The sequence below is a fragment of the Sulfuricurvum sp. genome (assembly GCF_028688295.1).
GTDB lineage: Bacteria > Campylobacterota > Campylobacteria > Campylobacterales > Sulfurimonadaceae > Sulfuricurvum.
Genome location: NZ_JAQTYM010000024.1, coordinates 1 through 15068, shown reverse-complemented (window position 1 = coordinate 15068; position 15068 = coordinate 1). Strand labels below are relative to the sequence as shown.

The following is a 15068-nucleotide window of genomic DNA, read 5'->3' as shown; positions in this document are numbered from 1 at the left end:
TAGTAAAGAGAATAATGTATATTTTAAATAGTGATAAAACAATTCTAATAGTTGAAGATGATATTGAAAGTAACAATAATATATCTTATCTATTGAAATCAAAGTTTGCAGAAGTAATTAGTGCGTATGACGGAATGGAAGGATGGAAAAAATATCAGGAGAAAAATCCAGATATTATTTTAACCGATATTGAAATGCCTAAAATGGACGGTTTGGCATTGATTCGAAGAATTCGTGCAGATAATGAGACTATACCGATTGTCATCCTTAGTTCATATTCACATTCACACTATCTCCTTGATGCAATCCCTTTGAAGCTTGAAGAATATTTGCTCAAGCCGATTACGATGTCAAAACTGAACGGCTTGCTCCAAAACCTGGAGCGGAAGGGTAAAGACAATATGTCGCATAGCATTGATATCGATGAGAATATACGGTATGACTTTCAGAGCAAATCGATCTTTCAAAACGGTACCGTCCTTCGGCTATCTCATTTGGAAATCTCATTGATGGAACTTCTTCTCAAACGCAGAGGGTATATCGTCAGCTATGAAGAGATAGAGTATGCACTCTATGGTACGCAAGAGGTTAGTCGAAATGCACTTAAAATAGTTGTGAGCAATCTACGTAAAAAAATAATCGGACTTCAAATCCAAGCGACGCCAAAATTAGGATATCGCCTCTCATGAACCAGTTTACTGAATTTACCTCAAAATCTCATCTGTTTAATCTGATCGATCATACCTATCATAGACTCTCATTCGTAGATAGCAACTATATCTATCGTGCTGTAAATAAAATATATACGACAATGTTTAATCGTGCTTATAATGAGATTATCGGACATCATGTGGCTGAAATATTGGGGACGAATGTTTTTCACAATATCGTTAAGCCCTATCTTGATCGGGCATTGGCAGGTGAAGAGATTTGTTACGAATCATGGTTTGATTTTGTCGAAGCTAAGCGATCATATTTACTCGTGCGATATCAGCCGATTTATGAAGATAGTAAAGTAATCGGAGTCGTTGTTTCCAGTACCGATATTACAGAACGGAAAGAGCTTGAAGAGGAGAAAGCTCTGCAGAATAAATTGTTAATCGAACAATCGCGGATGGTACAAATGGGAGAGATGGTCGCTTTTGTCGCGCATCAGTGGCGTCGCCCGCTCCATACACTTTCGACCTATCAATTACGTATGCGTTGTCGCTTGGAGGAAGTATCGTGCAGCTGCATCGATGATGAATTACAACGGAGTGAAGAGTTATTGGAACATCTCTCTCAAAGTTTGGAGAGTTTGTACCATTTTCACAGTGATTATGGAGGAGAAATACTGGTAAAAATATCCGTCGAAGAGGTAGGACATCTTTTAGAACCTCACCTTAATGCCGCTAATATTAAACTCGAAATCGATCTTAGCGATGCGTTACGTATTCATACGGAGATTCCAAGCAGTCGGATGCTTCATCTCTTTTTGGTATTTATTGAAAATGCGATTGAAGCACTCGAAAAATCAGACAAAAACGATAAACGAATTCGAGTAAGTGGATGGGAGAATTCCAAAACAGTCACGGTCAATATCCATGATAATGGGGATGGGATGACATTAGAGCAGTCTATGATGATTTTTGATGCGGGGGTAAGTACTAAAGGGGACAATGGTCATGGGTACGGTCTCTATTTTGCTCGTAAAATCCTTAGCGAACAGTTGGGGGGATCGGTTGAACTGATCCGTAATGAAGAAGGGGTATGTTTTCGGTTAACATTTCCGAAACGGTTAGCTTAAACTTTTATGATGGCTATAATCATTACAGATAGACTTAACACACTATTAACAAAATGGTATTAGAATAATCGAAACTACTCAAAGGAGTTTCCGATGAAAATGTTATTTACGGTCGTATCGGCTATGGCTTTGCTCTCTGCTATCGCATACGCAGAGATGCCAGAGATGAATCAAGAGCGTGTTGAAGCGCAACAAGAGATTCAAAACCGGTTTAAAGAGATGAAGACGGATGAGCTTCTAGAAAAACGGGGAACCATGATGAATCAGCAAGAGCGTGAAGCACTTCATAATGAGCTTATGAATCGACAGCAATCGATGACAAAAGAGCAGAATGATAAATTGATGAGTAAACCGGAAAATCGGACTCCGAAAATGAAAAATCAAGGTTCAGGTATGGGTGGAGGGAAAGGGGGTCGTTAATCCTTTATTCCTCCAAAGAATAGACCGCCTTAATCGTATAGCTCGCTCTGGGCTGTACGGAAATAATATCACTACCTATATTGGCAGTTTCGACACAGATCATTTTTTTATAGTCCTCCATCGCCAAATCAGCTTTTTGTTCACATACACGGATCCATGGATTCCACACAACAGCAGTACGGCTCCCCTCTGAGACAATGTGTATTTCTCTTTTTAATGCACTGTCTTGAATTGCTATATCACCGCCGTCTGTAGGATAGACTCGATCGGTTTCAGCCTCTATGATGATCGGAGTATCCTCTTTTTTTTCACGGCTCTCATCGGTTTTATCGATGTAGGTGAATCCTTCGAGTCCTGTTATCTTTGTTTGGGTGATATCACCTACAGTAAAATAGGTATGAAGTGCTTGAGTAATTTCAAACGTGCTATCACCTCGGTTTTGAGTGGTGAGTTCCATGGTGAGTGATTTTCCTACGGTCACTTTGAGGATAAGGCGAAAACGGTGAGGCCATAGCACATACGTTTCGGGTGAATCACTCAGTTCAAAGCTAATACTACACTCTTGATCTTTGAGCAGATACGAGGAGACGACACTCCACATACGGGTGCGCGCCAGTCCGTGATCGCTGCGACCTTTTCCCTCTGGATCGGGACCAAACCACGGCCAGCAGATCGGGACACCTCCTCGGATCGGAGTTCCCTCTTTAAAGATCGCTTTTTCACTGAGAAAGAGTAAATCATTTTCGTCGGAAGCAAAGGTATAGGAGAGCAGGTGTGCTCCATAAACGGAGATCGCGGCAGTAGCATGAGGGGTAGTGATGAGGGCAATGGGAAAGCCCTCTGGCCCCTCTTTAAAAGTGACATACCCTGCATGGGAAAAGCGGGAATTGAGGGTTTCGATATCCATGAGGCTTCCTTAGCTATTCTTTAGTGCTTCTATCTCTTCGGCTTTCTCTTCTATGGTGAGAAGTTCATCGACTTTTTCTTCATAAAGGGCTTTGGTTTTTTCCAGCTCCTCGGCTAAAACGCTAATTCCGATTTTTTCGTATTTTTTCGGATCGGCGAGAGAGGCGTTTAGCTCATCGATTGCAGTTTCGAGGGCTTCGATCTCTAGGGGTAATTTTTCGAGTGCACGTTGTTCATTGAAGGTGAGTTTGAAAACTTTCGGTTTTTCGCTCTGCACTATCACCGTGGCTGTTGCGGATTTGGCAAATTCTGCTTCCATTGCATCCATCTCAAGCAACTCTTTTTCATCTTCGAGGTATTCGCTGTAGGGTTTATAGCTCTCTTCGATGGTTCCGTCCCCTTTGAAGATAAAGAGTTTTTTAGCGATCTTGTCGACGAAATATCTATCATGGCTTACGAGGATAACAGCACCTGCAAAGTTTTGGAGCTTCTCTTCGAGGATATTGATCGTCGGGATATCGAGATCATTGGTCGGCTCATCGAGGATGAGACAGTCTACTTTTTTGGTAAACAGCAAGGCGAGGGCGACACGGTTTTTCTCTCCGCCGCTGAGGACTCCCACTTTTTTATCGAGGAACTCACGTGGGAAGAGGAAGTTCTTGAGATAGCCGTAAACGTGATAATCTTGCCCCTGTGCATCGACTCGGTCTCCGCCGTGAGGGCAGAAGGTTTCGATGAGGTTGAGATTATCGTCCAGCATTTCGCGGTGCTGATCGAAATAGCCGATGGTGAGTTCTCCCATCTTGATAATCCCGTTGGTCGGTTTAAGACGCCCTAGGAGTGCTTTTAACAGTGTTGATTTACCGCTTCCATTGGGTCCTACGACGGCAATGACGTCTTTTTGGAGGATTCGGGTGGAGAAATTACGGATCAACTCTTTGTCTCCCAGTTTAAGTCCGAGATTTTCCACTTCAAAGAGCATTTTTTGGCGATTTACACCCTCTCCACGGTTAAAGTGTTTGGCTTCGCGTTCTAGTTCCAGTTTCATTTTTCGGATGCGGCTAGGGTTATTTTTGGCATCTTCACGTAGTGCCAATACCCTCTGTTTTCGCCCCTCATTTCGCTTTAGTCGTGCTTTTACCCCTCGACGGAGCCATTCGTTTTCGGTTTTGAGAAGTTTAAGGAGGTTGTCGTGCTGTTGCGCCATCGTCCGTAAGAGTTCTTGTTTTTGTTCGAGATAGTTGCTGTATCCCCCGCTAAATTCACGCAGAGCGCAATCTTCCACCTCGATGGTTTTAGTGGCGATTTGGTCGATGAAATAACGGTCATGCGAGATAAAGAGGAGGGTGAATTTCTCTTTTAGGATCAGCTCTTCGAGAAACTCCACCATGTAAACATCGAGATGGTTGGTCGGTTCATCGAGTAATAAAATATCGGGCTTGAGTAGTAGCAGTGAAGCGAGAGCAACACGACGCTGTTCACCACCGCTGAGGAGATTGACCTTTTTATCTTCATACTCTTTGAGCATGAAATGGTGCATGATTCGCTCAATCTTATCATCGAGATTCCACGCATTATGATGATCGAGAAAGGTAGTGAGGTGGGATTGCTCTAGCAGGAGTGTTTCATTGTCGAATTGCTCAGCGAGGAGGGCTGAGATCTCATCAAAACGGACTTTTGCCGTCCGTAGCTCTCCTAAACCTGCTTCGATCGCTTCACGGACATTATGAGAGGGGTCAAATGCCGGGACTTGTGAGAGCATTTTGATCTCGATTCCCTGACGGTTGATCCGCTCACCGCCGTCGGCATCGAGAGAACCGTGGACAATTTTCATCAGGGTCGATTTTCCGCTGCCGTTTTTACCGACAATAACGATACGCTCACCTTCGTCGATATGGAAGTTGATGTTCTCTAAAATTTTTTGGGCTTCGTAGTGTTTGCTGACACCTAGGAGATCGACTAATGCCATATGTGTTTTATTCCTATATGAGGATACTTCTGCGAATTATAGCGGAAGGGAGCTTAGGGGGATTATCGCTTCATTTAAATTGGTTAACATAGCTATGACTATTGTGTGACCATTTAATGGGTAAACTGTCATTAATCAAAATGAGGAGAATACTATTATGAAAACAAAATTAACTTTGATTTTATCCGTTATGTTGACAGTTGCCATAAATGTGAATGCTGGTGAGATAGATGGAGGAGCGGTAGTGGGTAGTATGTTGGGTGCAGGGGTCGGTTCTGCAGTTGGTTCAGCAACGGGTGGCAAAAATGGTGCGATTATCGGTGGTGGAGTCGGTGGTGCGTTGGGTGCTGCTGTCGGAAGTAAAGAGACAACTCGTTCTACAACACAAGTGGCTACAAGAGAGAAAGTGGTCTATGTAGATCGAAATCGTGAACATCACGATAACGGAAAGCATAAAGGGCATCATAAGCATCGTAATCGCGATTAATAGTGAAACTTACCCCTTACTCAAAAACAATGATTCCGCGATAGATACCACGTCGAAATGGCGTAATCGGTATAAGGGGTTTCACGCTGAGCAGGTGGGATTGAGTCGTTGCGGAGTTTGCTTCGGATAATCCCAAAGACGATAAAACCGAGTAATAGTGCTCCAATGGCGATAAACCAGTCACTTTTCCACCATATAAAAGCGGCGATGAGGTAGTTCCCATAGCTTAGAGAATATCCCATTATCCTTGCAAAGAGTCTGCACTGGCGTGTCGGTAACGTCGGTGTGGGATCGATATTGAAAGTTAAGCGCTCATTATTCATGATCGAATTATAGCGGATGTGAGTTTAACGGGTGGTTATCTCTGTTTCGATAATGTCACTCGCGCCGATTTTAGGGCAGTTTGAAATGAGAATGGATCATTGAGCGCAGGGACTAGAGTATTGATCGGAGTTTTCGGATATCCAAACGGTGCAAAGAGGTGATGGGGTGCCAAGATTCCAAAACGGATAGGCAGTTGCAACTTCCCAAGTTTATTAAAAATTACAACACGATCTCCCTCTTTTAAGCCTCGCTCTTGCGCTTCGGATTCATTGATCAAAAGGTAGGCTTCCTCTTCATCTTTGAGTAGTTCGGCGACTTCCCCCGTACGGGTCATTGTATGCCACTGTTTTTTTGTCCGTCCGGTGAGGAGAACGAATTCATCTGCGTTTAACTCTAGAGCGGAAGAGACAATCGGATGAAATTGTGCTTTGTGTGAAGCGGTTGCAAACACTTCATCTGCATACAGCCGTTCCCCTCCCCACTGATACGAGAGACTCTCATACTCTTGCGTACTTTGATCGCATAACCGCTTTTGGGTTAATTGTTTATACTCATCGTAAACTTCTGACGTATCGATAAAATCAAATCCTGAAAATCCTAATGCACAAGCAACGGAACAGACGATCTCGGAGTCGCTTTTGGCACCGTGAGGGGGAGGCTTAAAGGCTCTGACTCGCTTTATAAAGCGTTCGGAGTTGGTCATACTCCCCTCTTTTTCACCCCATGCAGCGCTGGGAAGAACGAGGTTCGCTAGAGCGGCCGTTTCGCTCAGTACACAATCTTGGACGACTAAAAAAAGATCGTTTTGCAAAAGGGCAGAGCGAGTTTTAGAAACATCAGGGAGGGTGAGGAGCGGGTTAGTGCAGGCTACCCATAGAAAGCGTAGCTCATCTCGCAATATTGCTTCGATAGCATCGGTGATACTCATTCCTACCTCTGAAGAGATCGTATCGGAGGGGAGATTCCAATGGTGTTCACATTCATTGCGATGTTGAGAGTTACGGACATCTCGGTAACCTGGGAGACCGTTGGAGAGGTAGCCCACTTCGCGTCCCCCCATGGCATTAGGCTGACCGGTGAGAGAGAAAGGGAGCCCTTTGTGTGCGTTAATCCGACCCGTAGCCAAAAAGAGGTTTATAAATCCGAGATTGCGCATCACCCCATCCACCGCTTGGTTCAACCCCTGACACCATAACCCAACAATTTTTTTATCCGATCCGAAAAGATCCACTAAAAGATCAGTATCTTTGATGGATAACCCGCACGATTGGATCGCTTTAACGTAGGGTATCGCTTGTGCGGCATCGATGGTCTGAGCGAATCCTTCGCAGGAGTGAGAAATAAAATCGCTATCACACCCGCCGCGTGTGTGAATCTCTGACAAAATGGCGTTGTAGAGCATCGTATCGCTTCCGCTGTGAAGTCCGAGCCAGAGATCGGCTTTCTCGGCGGTTTCGGTACGGATCGGATCGATAACAATGATGTGGGTTTCAGGGTGGGATTTTTTACGCGCTAAGATGCGTCGATGGAGGATCGGGTGTGCCCATGCGGGATTGGAACCGCTGATGAGGATGACATCAGCATTGTCGATATCGGCATAATTTCCTACGGCTCCGTCGCTACCGAATGCCATCTTGTGGGAAACGACGGCACTTGCCATACACAATCGTGAGTTCGCATCCACGTTGTTGGTCCCCAGATACCCTTTGATCAGTTTGGTAAAGAGATAGCTCTCTTCGGTGAGGAGCTGTCCTGAGAGGTAAAAATAGAGAGATTCACGGGGAAGAGATTTAATCTGATCGGCTAAAACGGAGATCGTCTCCTCCCACGATATTTCGCGGAAAGGGTCGGTTTTGCGGGATCGGTATAACGGTGTGGTGAGGCGATTGGTATCGAGAGCTTTTGCCATCTGAATCGGTTTAAAACACAAATCTCCCTGCGTTGAGGGGTTGGATTTATCCCCCTTAACTCTGACGCCCTTATCGGTGCACTCGACGCTTAAGGCGCATCCTGTCCCGCAAAACGGGCATCCCGTAGCGATCGCATCACTCATCGGTGTATCCGATCCAAGCTCTGAAAATCTTGGCTAGACTCATGCACCATCGCAAAGTTATGGCGTACGATCTCGGCGATTTCACTGATCTCATAGTGATTGCGAAGACGTTTAATAAACTGCTCCAAACTCTCATCACCGATCCGGCTATCTCGATAGAGTTTCATCAACTCCGCCACGTAGCGGGGTGCTTCTTCGAGAACTATCCCTTTTAGAAAAAGCTTCGCCTCTTCGTCATTATGGCTGAGACTTCCGCCGAGGAAAATATCGACCCCAAGGGTCGTTTTCCCATCACGAGGAACTTTACACCCCACAAATCCTAAATCTCCCGCACCGTGGATGCCGCATCCTTTGATACACGCGGACCAGTAGAGGCGTACTTTTGCATTCTCAATCGGAACATGTTGGCTTAAAAACTCGCTCATAATGATTGCATCGGGTTTTCCGGGGATTACCCCAAATGGGCAGTGTTCGCTTCCGGCACAGGCGATGAGGTTTGCCATATAGGGCGATGGTCGGTTGGGGTATCGGTGAAAGAGCGGTGAGTCCAGCGCGGTGATTTCATCACGAATCCCGGTTAGGATAAGGTTTTGTTCGATGGTGAGGCGGATGGCTCCGTTTTGGGATTCGGCGATACGGGCGGCTTCCATTAAATCGCTTCCGCTAAAGACACCACTAGGGACTGCGGCATAGAGGGCGAGCGTTCCGTCTTTGAGTGCGATGCGGCCGTAGTGATCTCCCCCCTCGGCATCACACAGTGTCGTCCCCGCTTGAGGCATATCGTGTCCCAGCGATTCGATAATGGCACGTCGAAACTCCTCCATCCCGACCGCTTCGATGAGAAATTTGAGACGGTTTTTATTGCGATTATCCCGAAACCCGTAGGTTTTAAAGAGGGATGCAACGGCGATAAAGACTGCTTTTGCCTGTGAGGGGAGAACAAACATATCGGCACTTTGGGCGAGATGTCCGACACGTCCTCCGAGGTAGAGATTAAACCCGTATTCTCCCTCTTTTTGGGCAAGGGCGAGGGCGAAGTCTTGACCGAAGATGTTGCAGCGGTTGGAGAGTGAGCCGTTGATACCGATATTGAATTTACGAGGCAGCGTAGTGATCCACTCGTCGTTTTTTAAAAATACCCCTTGAATCTCTTGGAGGAGTGTGTGACATGTGATAATGTTATCTTCGGCTAATCCATCGAGAGGGTCGAGGAGGATATTTCGGAAATTGTCGACTCCTGTTTGATAGCTCGTGAGCCCTACCTCTTCTAAAAGTTTTAACGCTTCAGGAAGATCTTCGATGCTAACGTAGCGCAGTTCGATCTGCTGACGGGTAGTGAGATCGATGTAGTCACGTCCGAAACGTTGTGCAACATCTGCCAATACCAATGCTTGGTGGGGTGTGAGGGCACCTCCTGCGATCCGAACGCGAATCATAAACCGCTCAGGGGTAGCAGGGCGATCAAAAACACCGAAGCTTTTGAGGACGAAATCTTTATCTTCGTCGGTGATCGACGCATACCCTGTTTTGGAATACCCGATCAGTCGTTCCCACGCTTCACGAGCACTAAAAGCATCCTTGATCGATTCGGTTTTGTGCCGTTTGACACTCCGCTCAGTATTAGCCTGCGCAAGCGATGTCATAACATTCTCCTTTGGATTCGTAACGATATGTTGGGAGAACTTGTGCTAAATTGACAACATTTCCAAATACCAAAATGGCCGGTTTTGGAGCTCCTTTGGAAGCAGTGATAAGTTCGCCTAACGTCGTAATAATGGAGCTTTGGTTCGCAGTGGTAGCATTGGAAATAATCGCGACGGGTAATGCGGCATCTACACCCTGATCCAATGCCTCTTTGACTATTTGTCGGGTTCGGCTGAGCCCCATGAGGACAACGGTGGTGTGATCACTGGCACTGAGCATCGGAATCCATGAAAGATTCACGCGATCTCCTGAGAGGTGTGCCGATACGATTGAAACTCCGGTACTGACACCGCGCGCGGTCGGGGCGATTCCGGCGGAGAGCGGTCCTGAGAGAGCCGAAGAAATTCCGGGGATTACTTCGGTCACAATAGCGTTTTGCGAGGCATAAATCGCCTCTTCGGTTCCGCGACCGAAGATGTAGGGATCACCGCATTTGAGTCGTCCGACAGTGTATCCCTGATGAGCATAGTCGGTAATCATCGTATTGATCTCACTTTGGGGGAAGCTGTGCTTTCCTTTCTCTTTTCCGACGAATACCACTTTGGTACGTGGCGGGATGAGGTCGATGATCTCTTGGGTGAGGAGATGATCGATGAGGGCGATATCAAGTTTTTCGATGGTTTTAAGAGCTTTCAAGGTGAGGAGATCGGCATCACCGGGTCCGCAACCGATTAAATATAATTTTCCGTTCATGGGATATTCCTTATTAGGACTTTTTTGTCTTTAAAAATAATAGTGTAAAATAGCGATAAGAAAAACAAATTTTTGGTTAATTTTTAATCAGTTTGTCGCAAAGGATTGATAATGGCACTTTTCCCGATGTTTGTCGATTTAAAAGATCAAGATTGTGTGGTGATTGGAGCAGGGGAGGTTGCATTGCGTAAAATTGAGCAATTGGTAAAATTCTCACCCGCCTTGAGTGTCATTGCACCCGAAATTCATCCTGAGATTCGTACTCTTGCTAAAGAATATCCGATTACTCTGATAGAGCGTATATATGAACTGAGTGATTGTGAGGGGCGTTTTTTAGTGATCGGAGCGCTGGATGATTTGGGTGAGCAAGAAAAAATCTATCACAATTGCGTCCAGTCCAAGATTCCGGTTAATTGTGTCGACTCTCCTGCATTGTGCAGTTTTATTTTTCCGGCATTGATCGTTGAGGGGGATTTGTGTGTGGGGATCAACACGGCGGGACGTGCACCTGCGGTGAGTTCAGCATTGCGGAAATTTTTAACGTCGATGATTCCAGCGGGGATTCATGATCTGATCGATCAGGTTCATGCAATTCGTCAGAGTGAACCGGTGGGTAAACCCCGACAGGAGAAGATTATTCAAATATGTCGGGAATTTTTCAAGAAGTGTGAGATTTTTTGAAAGCAATTTGCATTAAACTATTTCGATATCCTTCAGTGTTTAAATTGTGGTTACCTAATGAGTGATCTTTTTATCCTCTCAATGAATAGATACTATCAGGATAAGCTCATGTTATTACTGATAGCGTCGCACTTATTTATTGCTTCAACTAAAAAAGTCGATAGCTATCATGTGAGATGTCATGAAAAAGTATTAATTATATAAATAAGTATGTATAATTCATTTTTACCTAATGATTAAGGAAAATATGTGGCTGCATTTAAAAAACTGAATTTAGATTTTGGAAATATAGCAAATTCTATAAAGAGTTTTTCTGGTGTAACTTCTGTACAAGAAGGTAAACCAAATTGGGTTATACAGTGTGATGGAAAAGAGGTTATATTATCTATATGGCTTATTGGAGATGGTACTACAACAATTAATCCTGATGTTGGCAAATATCAAGATTTGGGTTTACAAATTACAGAACATATAATAGCTAAGTGTAAAACTTCTGATGCAAAATCTGTAACTTCTTCAATTAGGTACTTTAAAGAAGAGGATTTTGAATTGATAATTCATTACTTAAAAGAAGCCATTGAAGAACTTGATATTCAAATTTATGATTTACCATCAGGAAAAAAATATGAGCTTAAAAATAAACAATATAAAGATTCATTTACACTAATCAAACATAATAATGGAACGTTACAGCTTCAGGGTAAACCTTTAAGTGTTTATCGTGAGTTGTATGCAATACTTTCTGAACTTGTAAGTATAGAAGAAATTATTAGTATTAATAACGCTATACATAAAGTAAATTTGGAGAAAGCCGATGTATATGCTGAACTGGAATTTGAAATACCAGTAGCATATACAAAATTGTGCAATACAACTAAAAAAATTTTAATGGCATCTATTGCTCTTAAAAAAATTGATATTGAGTTAGATGATTATGGTTCATTCGTTTTTGGTGCGCTCAGAGGCCTGGAAGCATTTATGAAACTTATTATTAAACAAAAGTATAGAACTGTTGCGAGTATTGGGGAATTATTTAAGTATAATAGTGTTAAATTTGAAATAGTATTAGATTTTGCTGAGCATGTAAATTCTTTTGATACCGTAAGAGTTATGGAAAACTGTTATAATTTCTATAATCAAAATAGGCATGGAATATTCCATGCAGATAATATGCCAGAAATGTCAAGAATAATAAATAAAATAGAAGCAGATAGGATTATTAGTACTGTCTGTAAATTGATTGAAGAAGGATCAAATGAAATCTAAATATTACCGAATCAACAAAGTTGATGATTCGACTGTTTTGATTTTATCTACAAGTTATCATAGTCCAACTGAACAACTTGATGCTATTGAAAAAGATTTATCAAAAAAAGGTTTTCATGGAAAAGTTCTTTTTGATTTGCTATTAACAAATGGTAATTCAACTCAACGATTTTTTGAAACATATTTTGAAAATAATACAATTAATAAATCATCATTTAAAAATATTCTTGAGCAAGCAGAAAAAGTAAGGACAATATCAAATAAATTTTATGTAAAACATTTCGATTTAATTGAGCATAGTGAAGTTCTATCAAAAGCAACAAAATTTCTCGTGAAACAAGGTAGAATTTAAATATTCTGTATATGAGAAATCTATTTTTTATCTTGATTGTTATCCTTCCTTTTATTGATGTAATGGCAATTGATAATAAGACAAATGACTTAATTTTTTCTAATACAAAACTGTATGAAAATCAATATGTATATCAAATATGTAAGCGATCTCTTGATATTGGGCTAAATAAAGAAGGGAATTCTAATTTCGATATATTTGACTTTGATTTTTTAGAAAAAGAAAATCTTAATACCCAGCATTTTCATTTTTTTAGAGAATCTAAGAATAGATTATCTTTTGGTTTTGATAATTACGATTATGATAATTTTATATATTTATTTCAAAATAAACATATTAATTATGATGAGTATATTCCAAAAGTAGGTGATCGATCATATATTGGTCAGGAATGCAATTTCAATAATTTTTCGAATTTTGGTTTTTTTGGTGACTCAAAAATTCATTGTAATGAAGAAAAAAATAATTATAATGTTTGTAGTACACAAACGTTTAATTATGATGAAATGCAAGCAGCTTTAGAAATATTAATGAGTGATTTTTTAAATAGAAAGTATGAATTGACAACATATAATTGTCAATCATTTACAAAAAATTTATTAAATGTTTTAAAAGCTGTTAAACAGCAAGGTGGACCTGTGTGTGTGATGGTAAGCTATCCTGAAAAATCTACTTTATCTCGTATTACTGATTCAATATTTAATAAATTACATAAAGATGACGACCAATGGAATTTTATGAATAACTCTATAAAATGGCAAAAACAAGATAAAAATCAATGTTCAATTTATCAATGAAAATGGTAGACTTTGGGATTATGTTTGAATTTCAAACGATTCTATGGACAGGGAAGATTTACTTCCCGTATCTCTCCGTTGGTTGAGCACTTAGTAGTATCATTTTATCCACATTATGGGCTTGTGAATCGAGTGCTAAGACACGTTCATGTGATCCGTCAAAGTGAACCGGTGGGTAAACCCCGACAGGAGAAGATTATTCAAATATGTCGGGATTTTTTCAAAAATTAAAATTTATATCCGAGCTGCAGCCAGATTTTAGTAACATCTTTAGTATACGTTGCCACATCACCACCATTATAGTAGGCGGCTTTGATAAGACCATTTAGACCTTTTACGCCCGGAATAGCGTTAGCGTATTGAAGATCCCATTCGCTTCCCAAATCACTTTTTCCACTCATAGCTACGTCGGTTTCATAATTATGGTAGCTCACAAGCGCATTGCCCAATCCCGCTGCACCATAACCGACACTCACAGAGGTATTGACGAGCCCCCCTGTCGGAGTAGCGAGAAATTTATCGGCTGTTCCGTTGAATTTATGAAGTGTTGCCAGTGGTGTTTGAAATTTGGTTTTTCCATCGCTCCCTGTTGTGCCGCTCAAAAACTCATATCCGGCACCCAGTGAAAGGCCCATCATACTTGCCGTAGCTTCGAGGTTATAGTAAGTAGCATCGTTTTTTCCTTCAACATTTGTTATCGTCGTATCAAAGGTCGAATCGGTTTGTTTTGCATACTCGGCGCGGTAACCGATTTTAGCTCCGATTGAGGATACATCACCGCTGAGGGCTACTCCATAGGTATCAGCTGCGAATTGAGCTTTTTCCAAAGAGAGCATATAATCATAGGCAGTGACTTTGAGCATATCATTGACTTTATAGGTTGCGTTGAGAAGAACCGATTCGCTGTCCCATGTTGGTTCGTCAAAGACCGTTGCATAGCTGTAGATATAGGCTCCATAGAGGTTCAATCCTGCGATGGAGGTATTCGTAACTGAGAGTGCATCCAAACTCTGCGGCATTTGTCTCCAGTCTACTGAGCCGATAAAGCGCTGATTATCGAGATTGGTGATTTGACGTCCTGCTTTGAGTGTTGTAGTCCCCATTTTATATTGAATGTACCCTTGCGTAAAGCGAGTTTGTTCCGGATCGGCAACAACATCGTAATTGGTAAGCTTCGTCGGTGAGAGGTCATTGTATTTGGTACCTCCGAGAGTTTGTACAGTGGTTCCATCCACTTTCATACTCAATCCATTCACTCCGAATAACGTCGTTTCAAGACCCAGTGTTGCTCTAAGGGTGTAAGCATTGGCTTGTTGCACTCCATTGTTCTCATCATCAACATTTTCATAACGAGCACGAAGTTCTCCGTTGTATTTGGTATTACTAAAGAGGCTAAAGCCATCATTAGCACTTAGTGTAGAAGGGGCAGTGGAAGCCAACGATAGGATAGTTGCGATTGATAGGGTGATTTTTTTCATCCGATTTTCCTTATGTTATTGTGTTATAGACCCTCTCGTCATGAGGGTATTTTTTAATACTATTCATCTTCTTTGGCAAATTTCGAGTATAAAAACTCGATAATCGCGCCGCGACATCTTAAGTATTCGGGATTATTCTGAAGTTCCAAACG

Annotated in this window: 15 protein-coding genes; 8 read left to right on the top strand and 7 right to left on the bottom strand. The window is 42.2% G+C overall.

Annotated elements, in window-relative coordinates; all coding sequences use genetic code 11:
* The first annotated feature begins 14 nt into the window (after positions 1 to 14).
* The 3 genes from PHR02_RS06815 (at position 15) to PHR02_RS06805 (ending at position 2206) form a co-directional block, all read left to right on the top strand.
* Positions 15 to 689 carry a response regulator transcription factor gene (locus tag PHR02_RS06815; protein WP_299990500.1) on the top strand — a complete coding sequence of 225 codons (675 nt, stop codon included), beginning with the start codon at positions 15 to 17 and terminating at the stop codon, positions 687 to 689.
* Positions 686 to 1786, top strand: a complete 1101-nt coding sequence (locus PHR02_RS06810; protein WP_299990497.1) for an ATP-binding protein — start codon at positions 686 to 688, stop codon at positions 1784 to 1786. The genes PHR02_RS06815 and PHR02_RS06810 overlap by 4 nt, the downstream gene beginning before the upstream one ends.
* A gap of 93 nt (positions 1787 to 1879) precedes the next feature.
* Positions 1880 to 2206 carry a hypothetical protein gene (locus PHR02_RS06805; protein ID WP_299990495.1) on the top strand — a complete coding sequence of 109 codons (327 nt, stop codon included), beginning with the start codon at positions 1880 to 1882 and terminating at the stop codon, positions 2204 to 2206.
* 4 nt (positions 2207 to 2210) lie between these two features.
* On the opposite strand, the gene PHR02_RS06800 is transcribed toward PHR02_RS06805, so the two are convergent.
* Entirely contained in the window at positions 2211 to 3113 is a 903-nt protein-coding gene (locus tag PHR02_RS06800) for a D-hexose-6-phosphate mutarotase (protein ID WP_299990493.1), read from the bottom strand.
* A 9-nt stretch (positions 3114 to 3122) separates the two neighbouring features.
* Positions 3123 to 5081 carry a ribosomal protection-like ABC-F family protein gene (abc-f, locus tag PHR02_RS06795; protein WP_299990491.1) on the bottom strand — a complete coding sequence of 653 codons (1959 nt, stop codon included), beginning with the start codon at positions 5079 to 5081 and terminating at the stop codon, positions 3123 to 3125.
* Positions 5082 to 5238: 157 nt separating this feature from the next.
* Between abc-f and PHR02_RS06790 the strand changes: the two genes are divergently transcribed.
* Positions 5239 to 5568: a glycine zipper domain-containing protein gene (locus PHR02_RS06790; RefSeq protein WP_299990489.1), complete on the top strand. Its 330-nt coding sequence runs from the start codon at positions 5239 to 5241 to the stop codon at positions 5566 to 5568.
* Positions 5569 to 5588: 20 nt separating this feature from the next.
* Here PHR02_RS06790 and PHR02_RS06785 read toward each other — a convergent pair whose 3' ends face one another.
* From PHR02_RS06785 to cobA, 4 genes are read right to left on the bottom strand one after another with little or no spacing between them, the layout of a single operon-like run.
* A complete protein-coding gene (locus PHR02_RS06785; protein ID WP_299990487.1) occupies positions 5589 to 5891 on the bottom strand; it encodes a hypothetical protein in 303 nt (100 codons plus the stop codon).
* Between the two features lie 35 nt (positions 5892 to 5926).
* Complete coding sequence (locus PHR02_RS06780) at positions 5927 to 7945, bottom strand: molybdopterin-dependent oxidoreductase (protein ID WP_299990485.1); 2019 nt, start codon at positions 7943 to 7945, stop codon at positions 5927 to 5929.
* Positions 7942 to 9588 (bottom strand): ferredoxin--nitrite reductase, encoded by a 1647-nt coding sequence (locus PHR02_RS06775; RefSeq protein ID WP_299990483.1) that lies wholly within the window; start codon positions 9586 to 9588, stop codon positions 7942 to 7944. The genes PHR02_RS06780 and PHR02_RS06775 overlap by 4 nt, the downstream gene beginning before the upstream one ends.
* Positions 9566 to 10342 carry a uroporphyrinogen-III C-methyltransferase gene (gene cobA / locus PHR02_RS06770; RefSeq protein ID WP_299990481.1) on the bottom strand — a complete coding sequence of 259 codons (777 nt, stop codon included), beginning with the start codon at positions 10340 to 10342 and terminating at the stop codon, positions 9566 to 9568. Before cobA ends, PHR02_RS06775 begins: the two co-directional genes overlap by 23 nt.
* A gap of 111 nt (positions 10343 to 10453) precedes the next feature.
* On the opposite strand from cobA, the gene PHR02_RS06765 reads away from it, so the two are divergent.
* The 4 genes from PHR02_RS06765 (at position 10454) to PHR02_RS06750 (ending at position 13438) form a co-directional block, all read left to right on the top strand.
* Entirely contained in the window at positions 10454 to 11023 is a 570-nt protein-coding gene (locus PHR02_RS06765; protein ID WP_299990479.1) for a bifunctional precorrin-2 dehydrogenase/sirohydrochlorin ferrochelatase, read from the top strand.
* 249 nt (positions 11024 to 11272) lie between these two features.
* Positions 11273 to 12289: a type II toxin-antitoxin system RnlA family toxin gene (locus tag PHR02_RS06760; RefSeq protein ID WP_299990478.1), complete on the top strand. Its 1017-nt coding sequence runs from the start codon at positions 11273 to 11275 to the stop codon at positions 12287 to 12289.
* The gene (locus tag PHR02_RS06755; RefSeq protein ID WP_299990477.1) at positions 12279 to 12641 is read left to right on the top strand and encodes a type II toxin-antitoxin system RnlB family antitoxin; all 363 of its coding nucleotides are present in this window, start codon (positions 12279 to 12281) and stop codon (positions 12639 to 12641) included. The genes PHR02_RS06760 and PHR02_RS06755 overlap by 11 nt, the downstream gene beginning before the upstream one ends.
* A 62-nt stretch (positions 12642 to 12703) precedes the next feature.
* Positions 12704 to 13438 (top strand): hypothetical protein, encoded by a 735-nt coding sequence (locus PHR02_RS06750; protein ID WP_299990476.1) that lies wholly within the window; start codon positions 12704 to 12706, stop codon positions 13436 to 13438.
* A gap of 227 nt (positions 13439 to 13665) precedes the next feature.
* Here the strand turns inward: PHR02_RS06750 and PHR02_RS06745 are convergent, their stop codons facing one another.
* Entirely contained in the window at positions 13666 to 14916 is a 1251-nt protein-coding gene (locus PHR02_RS06745) for a hypothetical protein (protein WP_299990475.1), read from the bottom strand.
* Between the last annotated feature and the right edge of the window lie 152 nt (positions 14917 to 15068).

Coding starts and splice junctions, on each gene's coding strand:
- PHR02_RS06815 (WP_299990500.1), top strand. CDS start 15: ATGTATATTTTAAATAGTGATAAAACAATTCTAATAGTTGAAGATGAT.
- PHR02_RS06810 (WP_299990497.1), top strand. CDS start 686: ATGAACCAGTTTACTGAATTTACCTCAAAATCTCATCTGTTTAATCTG.
- PHR02_RS06805 (WP_299990495.1), top strand. CDS start 1,880: ATGAAAATGTTATTTACGGTCGTATCGGCTATGGCTTTGCTCTCTGCT.
- PHR02_RS06800 (WP_299990493.1), bottom strand. CDS start 3,113: ATGGATATCGAAACCCTCAATTCCCGCTTTTCCCATGCAGGGTATGTC.
- abc-f (WP_299990491.1), bottom strand. CDS start 5,081: ATGGCATTAGTCGATCTCCTAGGTGTCAGCAAACACTACGAAGCCCAA.
- PHR02_RS06790 (WP_299990489.1), top strand. CDS start 5,239: ATGAAAACAAAATTAACTTTGATTTTATCCGTTATGTTGACAGTTGCC.
- PHR02_RS06785 (WP_299990487.1), bottom strand. CDS start 5,891: ATGAATAATGAGCGCTTAACTTTCAATATCGATCCCACACCGACGTTA.
- PHR02_RS06780 (WP_299990485.1), bottom strand. CDS start 7,945: ATGAGTGATGCGATCGCTACGGGATGCCCGTTTTGCGGGACAGGATGC.
- PHR02_RS06775 (WP_299990483.1), bottom strand. CDS start 9,588: ATGACATCGCTTGCGCAGGCTAATACTGAGCGGAGTGTCAAACGGCAC.
- cobA (WP_299990481.1), bottom strand. CDS start 10,342: ATGAACGGAAAATTATATTTAATCGGTTGCGGACCCGGTGATGCCGAT.
- PHR02_RS06765 (WP_299990479.1), top strand. CDS start 10,454: ATGGCACTTTTCCCGATGTTTGTCGATTTAAAAGATCAAGATTGTGTG.
- PHR02_RS06755 (WP_299990477.1), top strand. CDS start 12,279: ATGAAATCTAAATATTACCGAATCAACAAAGTTGATGATTCGACTGTT.
- PHR02_RS06750 (WP_299990476.1), top strand. CDS start 12,704: ATGGCAATTGATAATAAGACAAATGACTTAATTTTTTCTAATACAAAA.
- PHR02_RS06745 (WP_299990475.1), bottom strand. CDS start 14,916: ATGAAAAAAATCACCCTATCAATCGCAACTATCCTATCGTTGGCTTCC.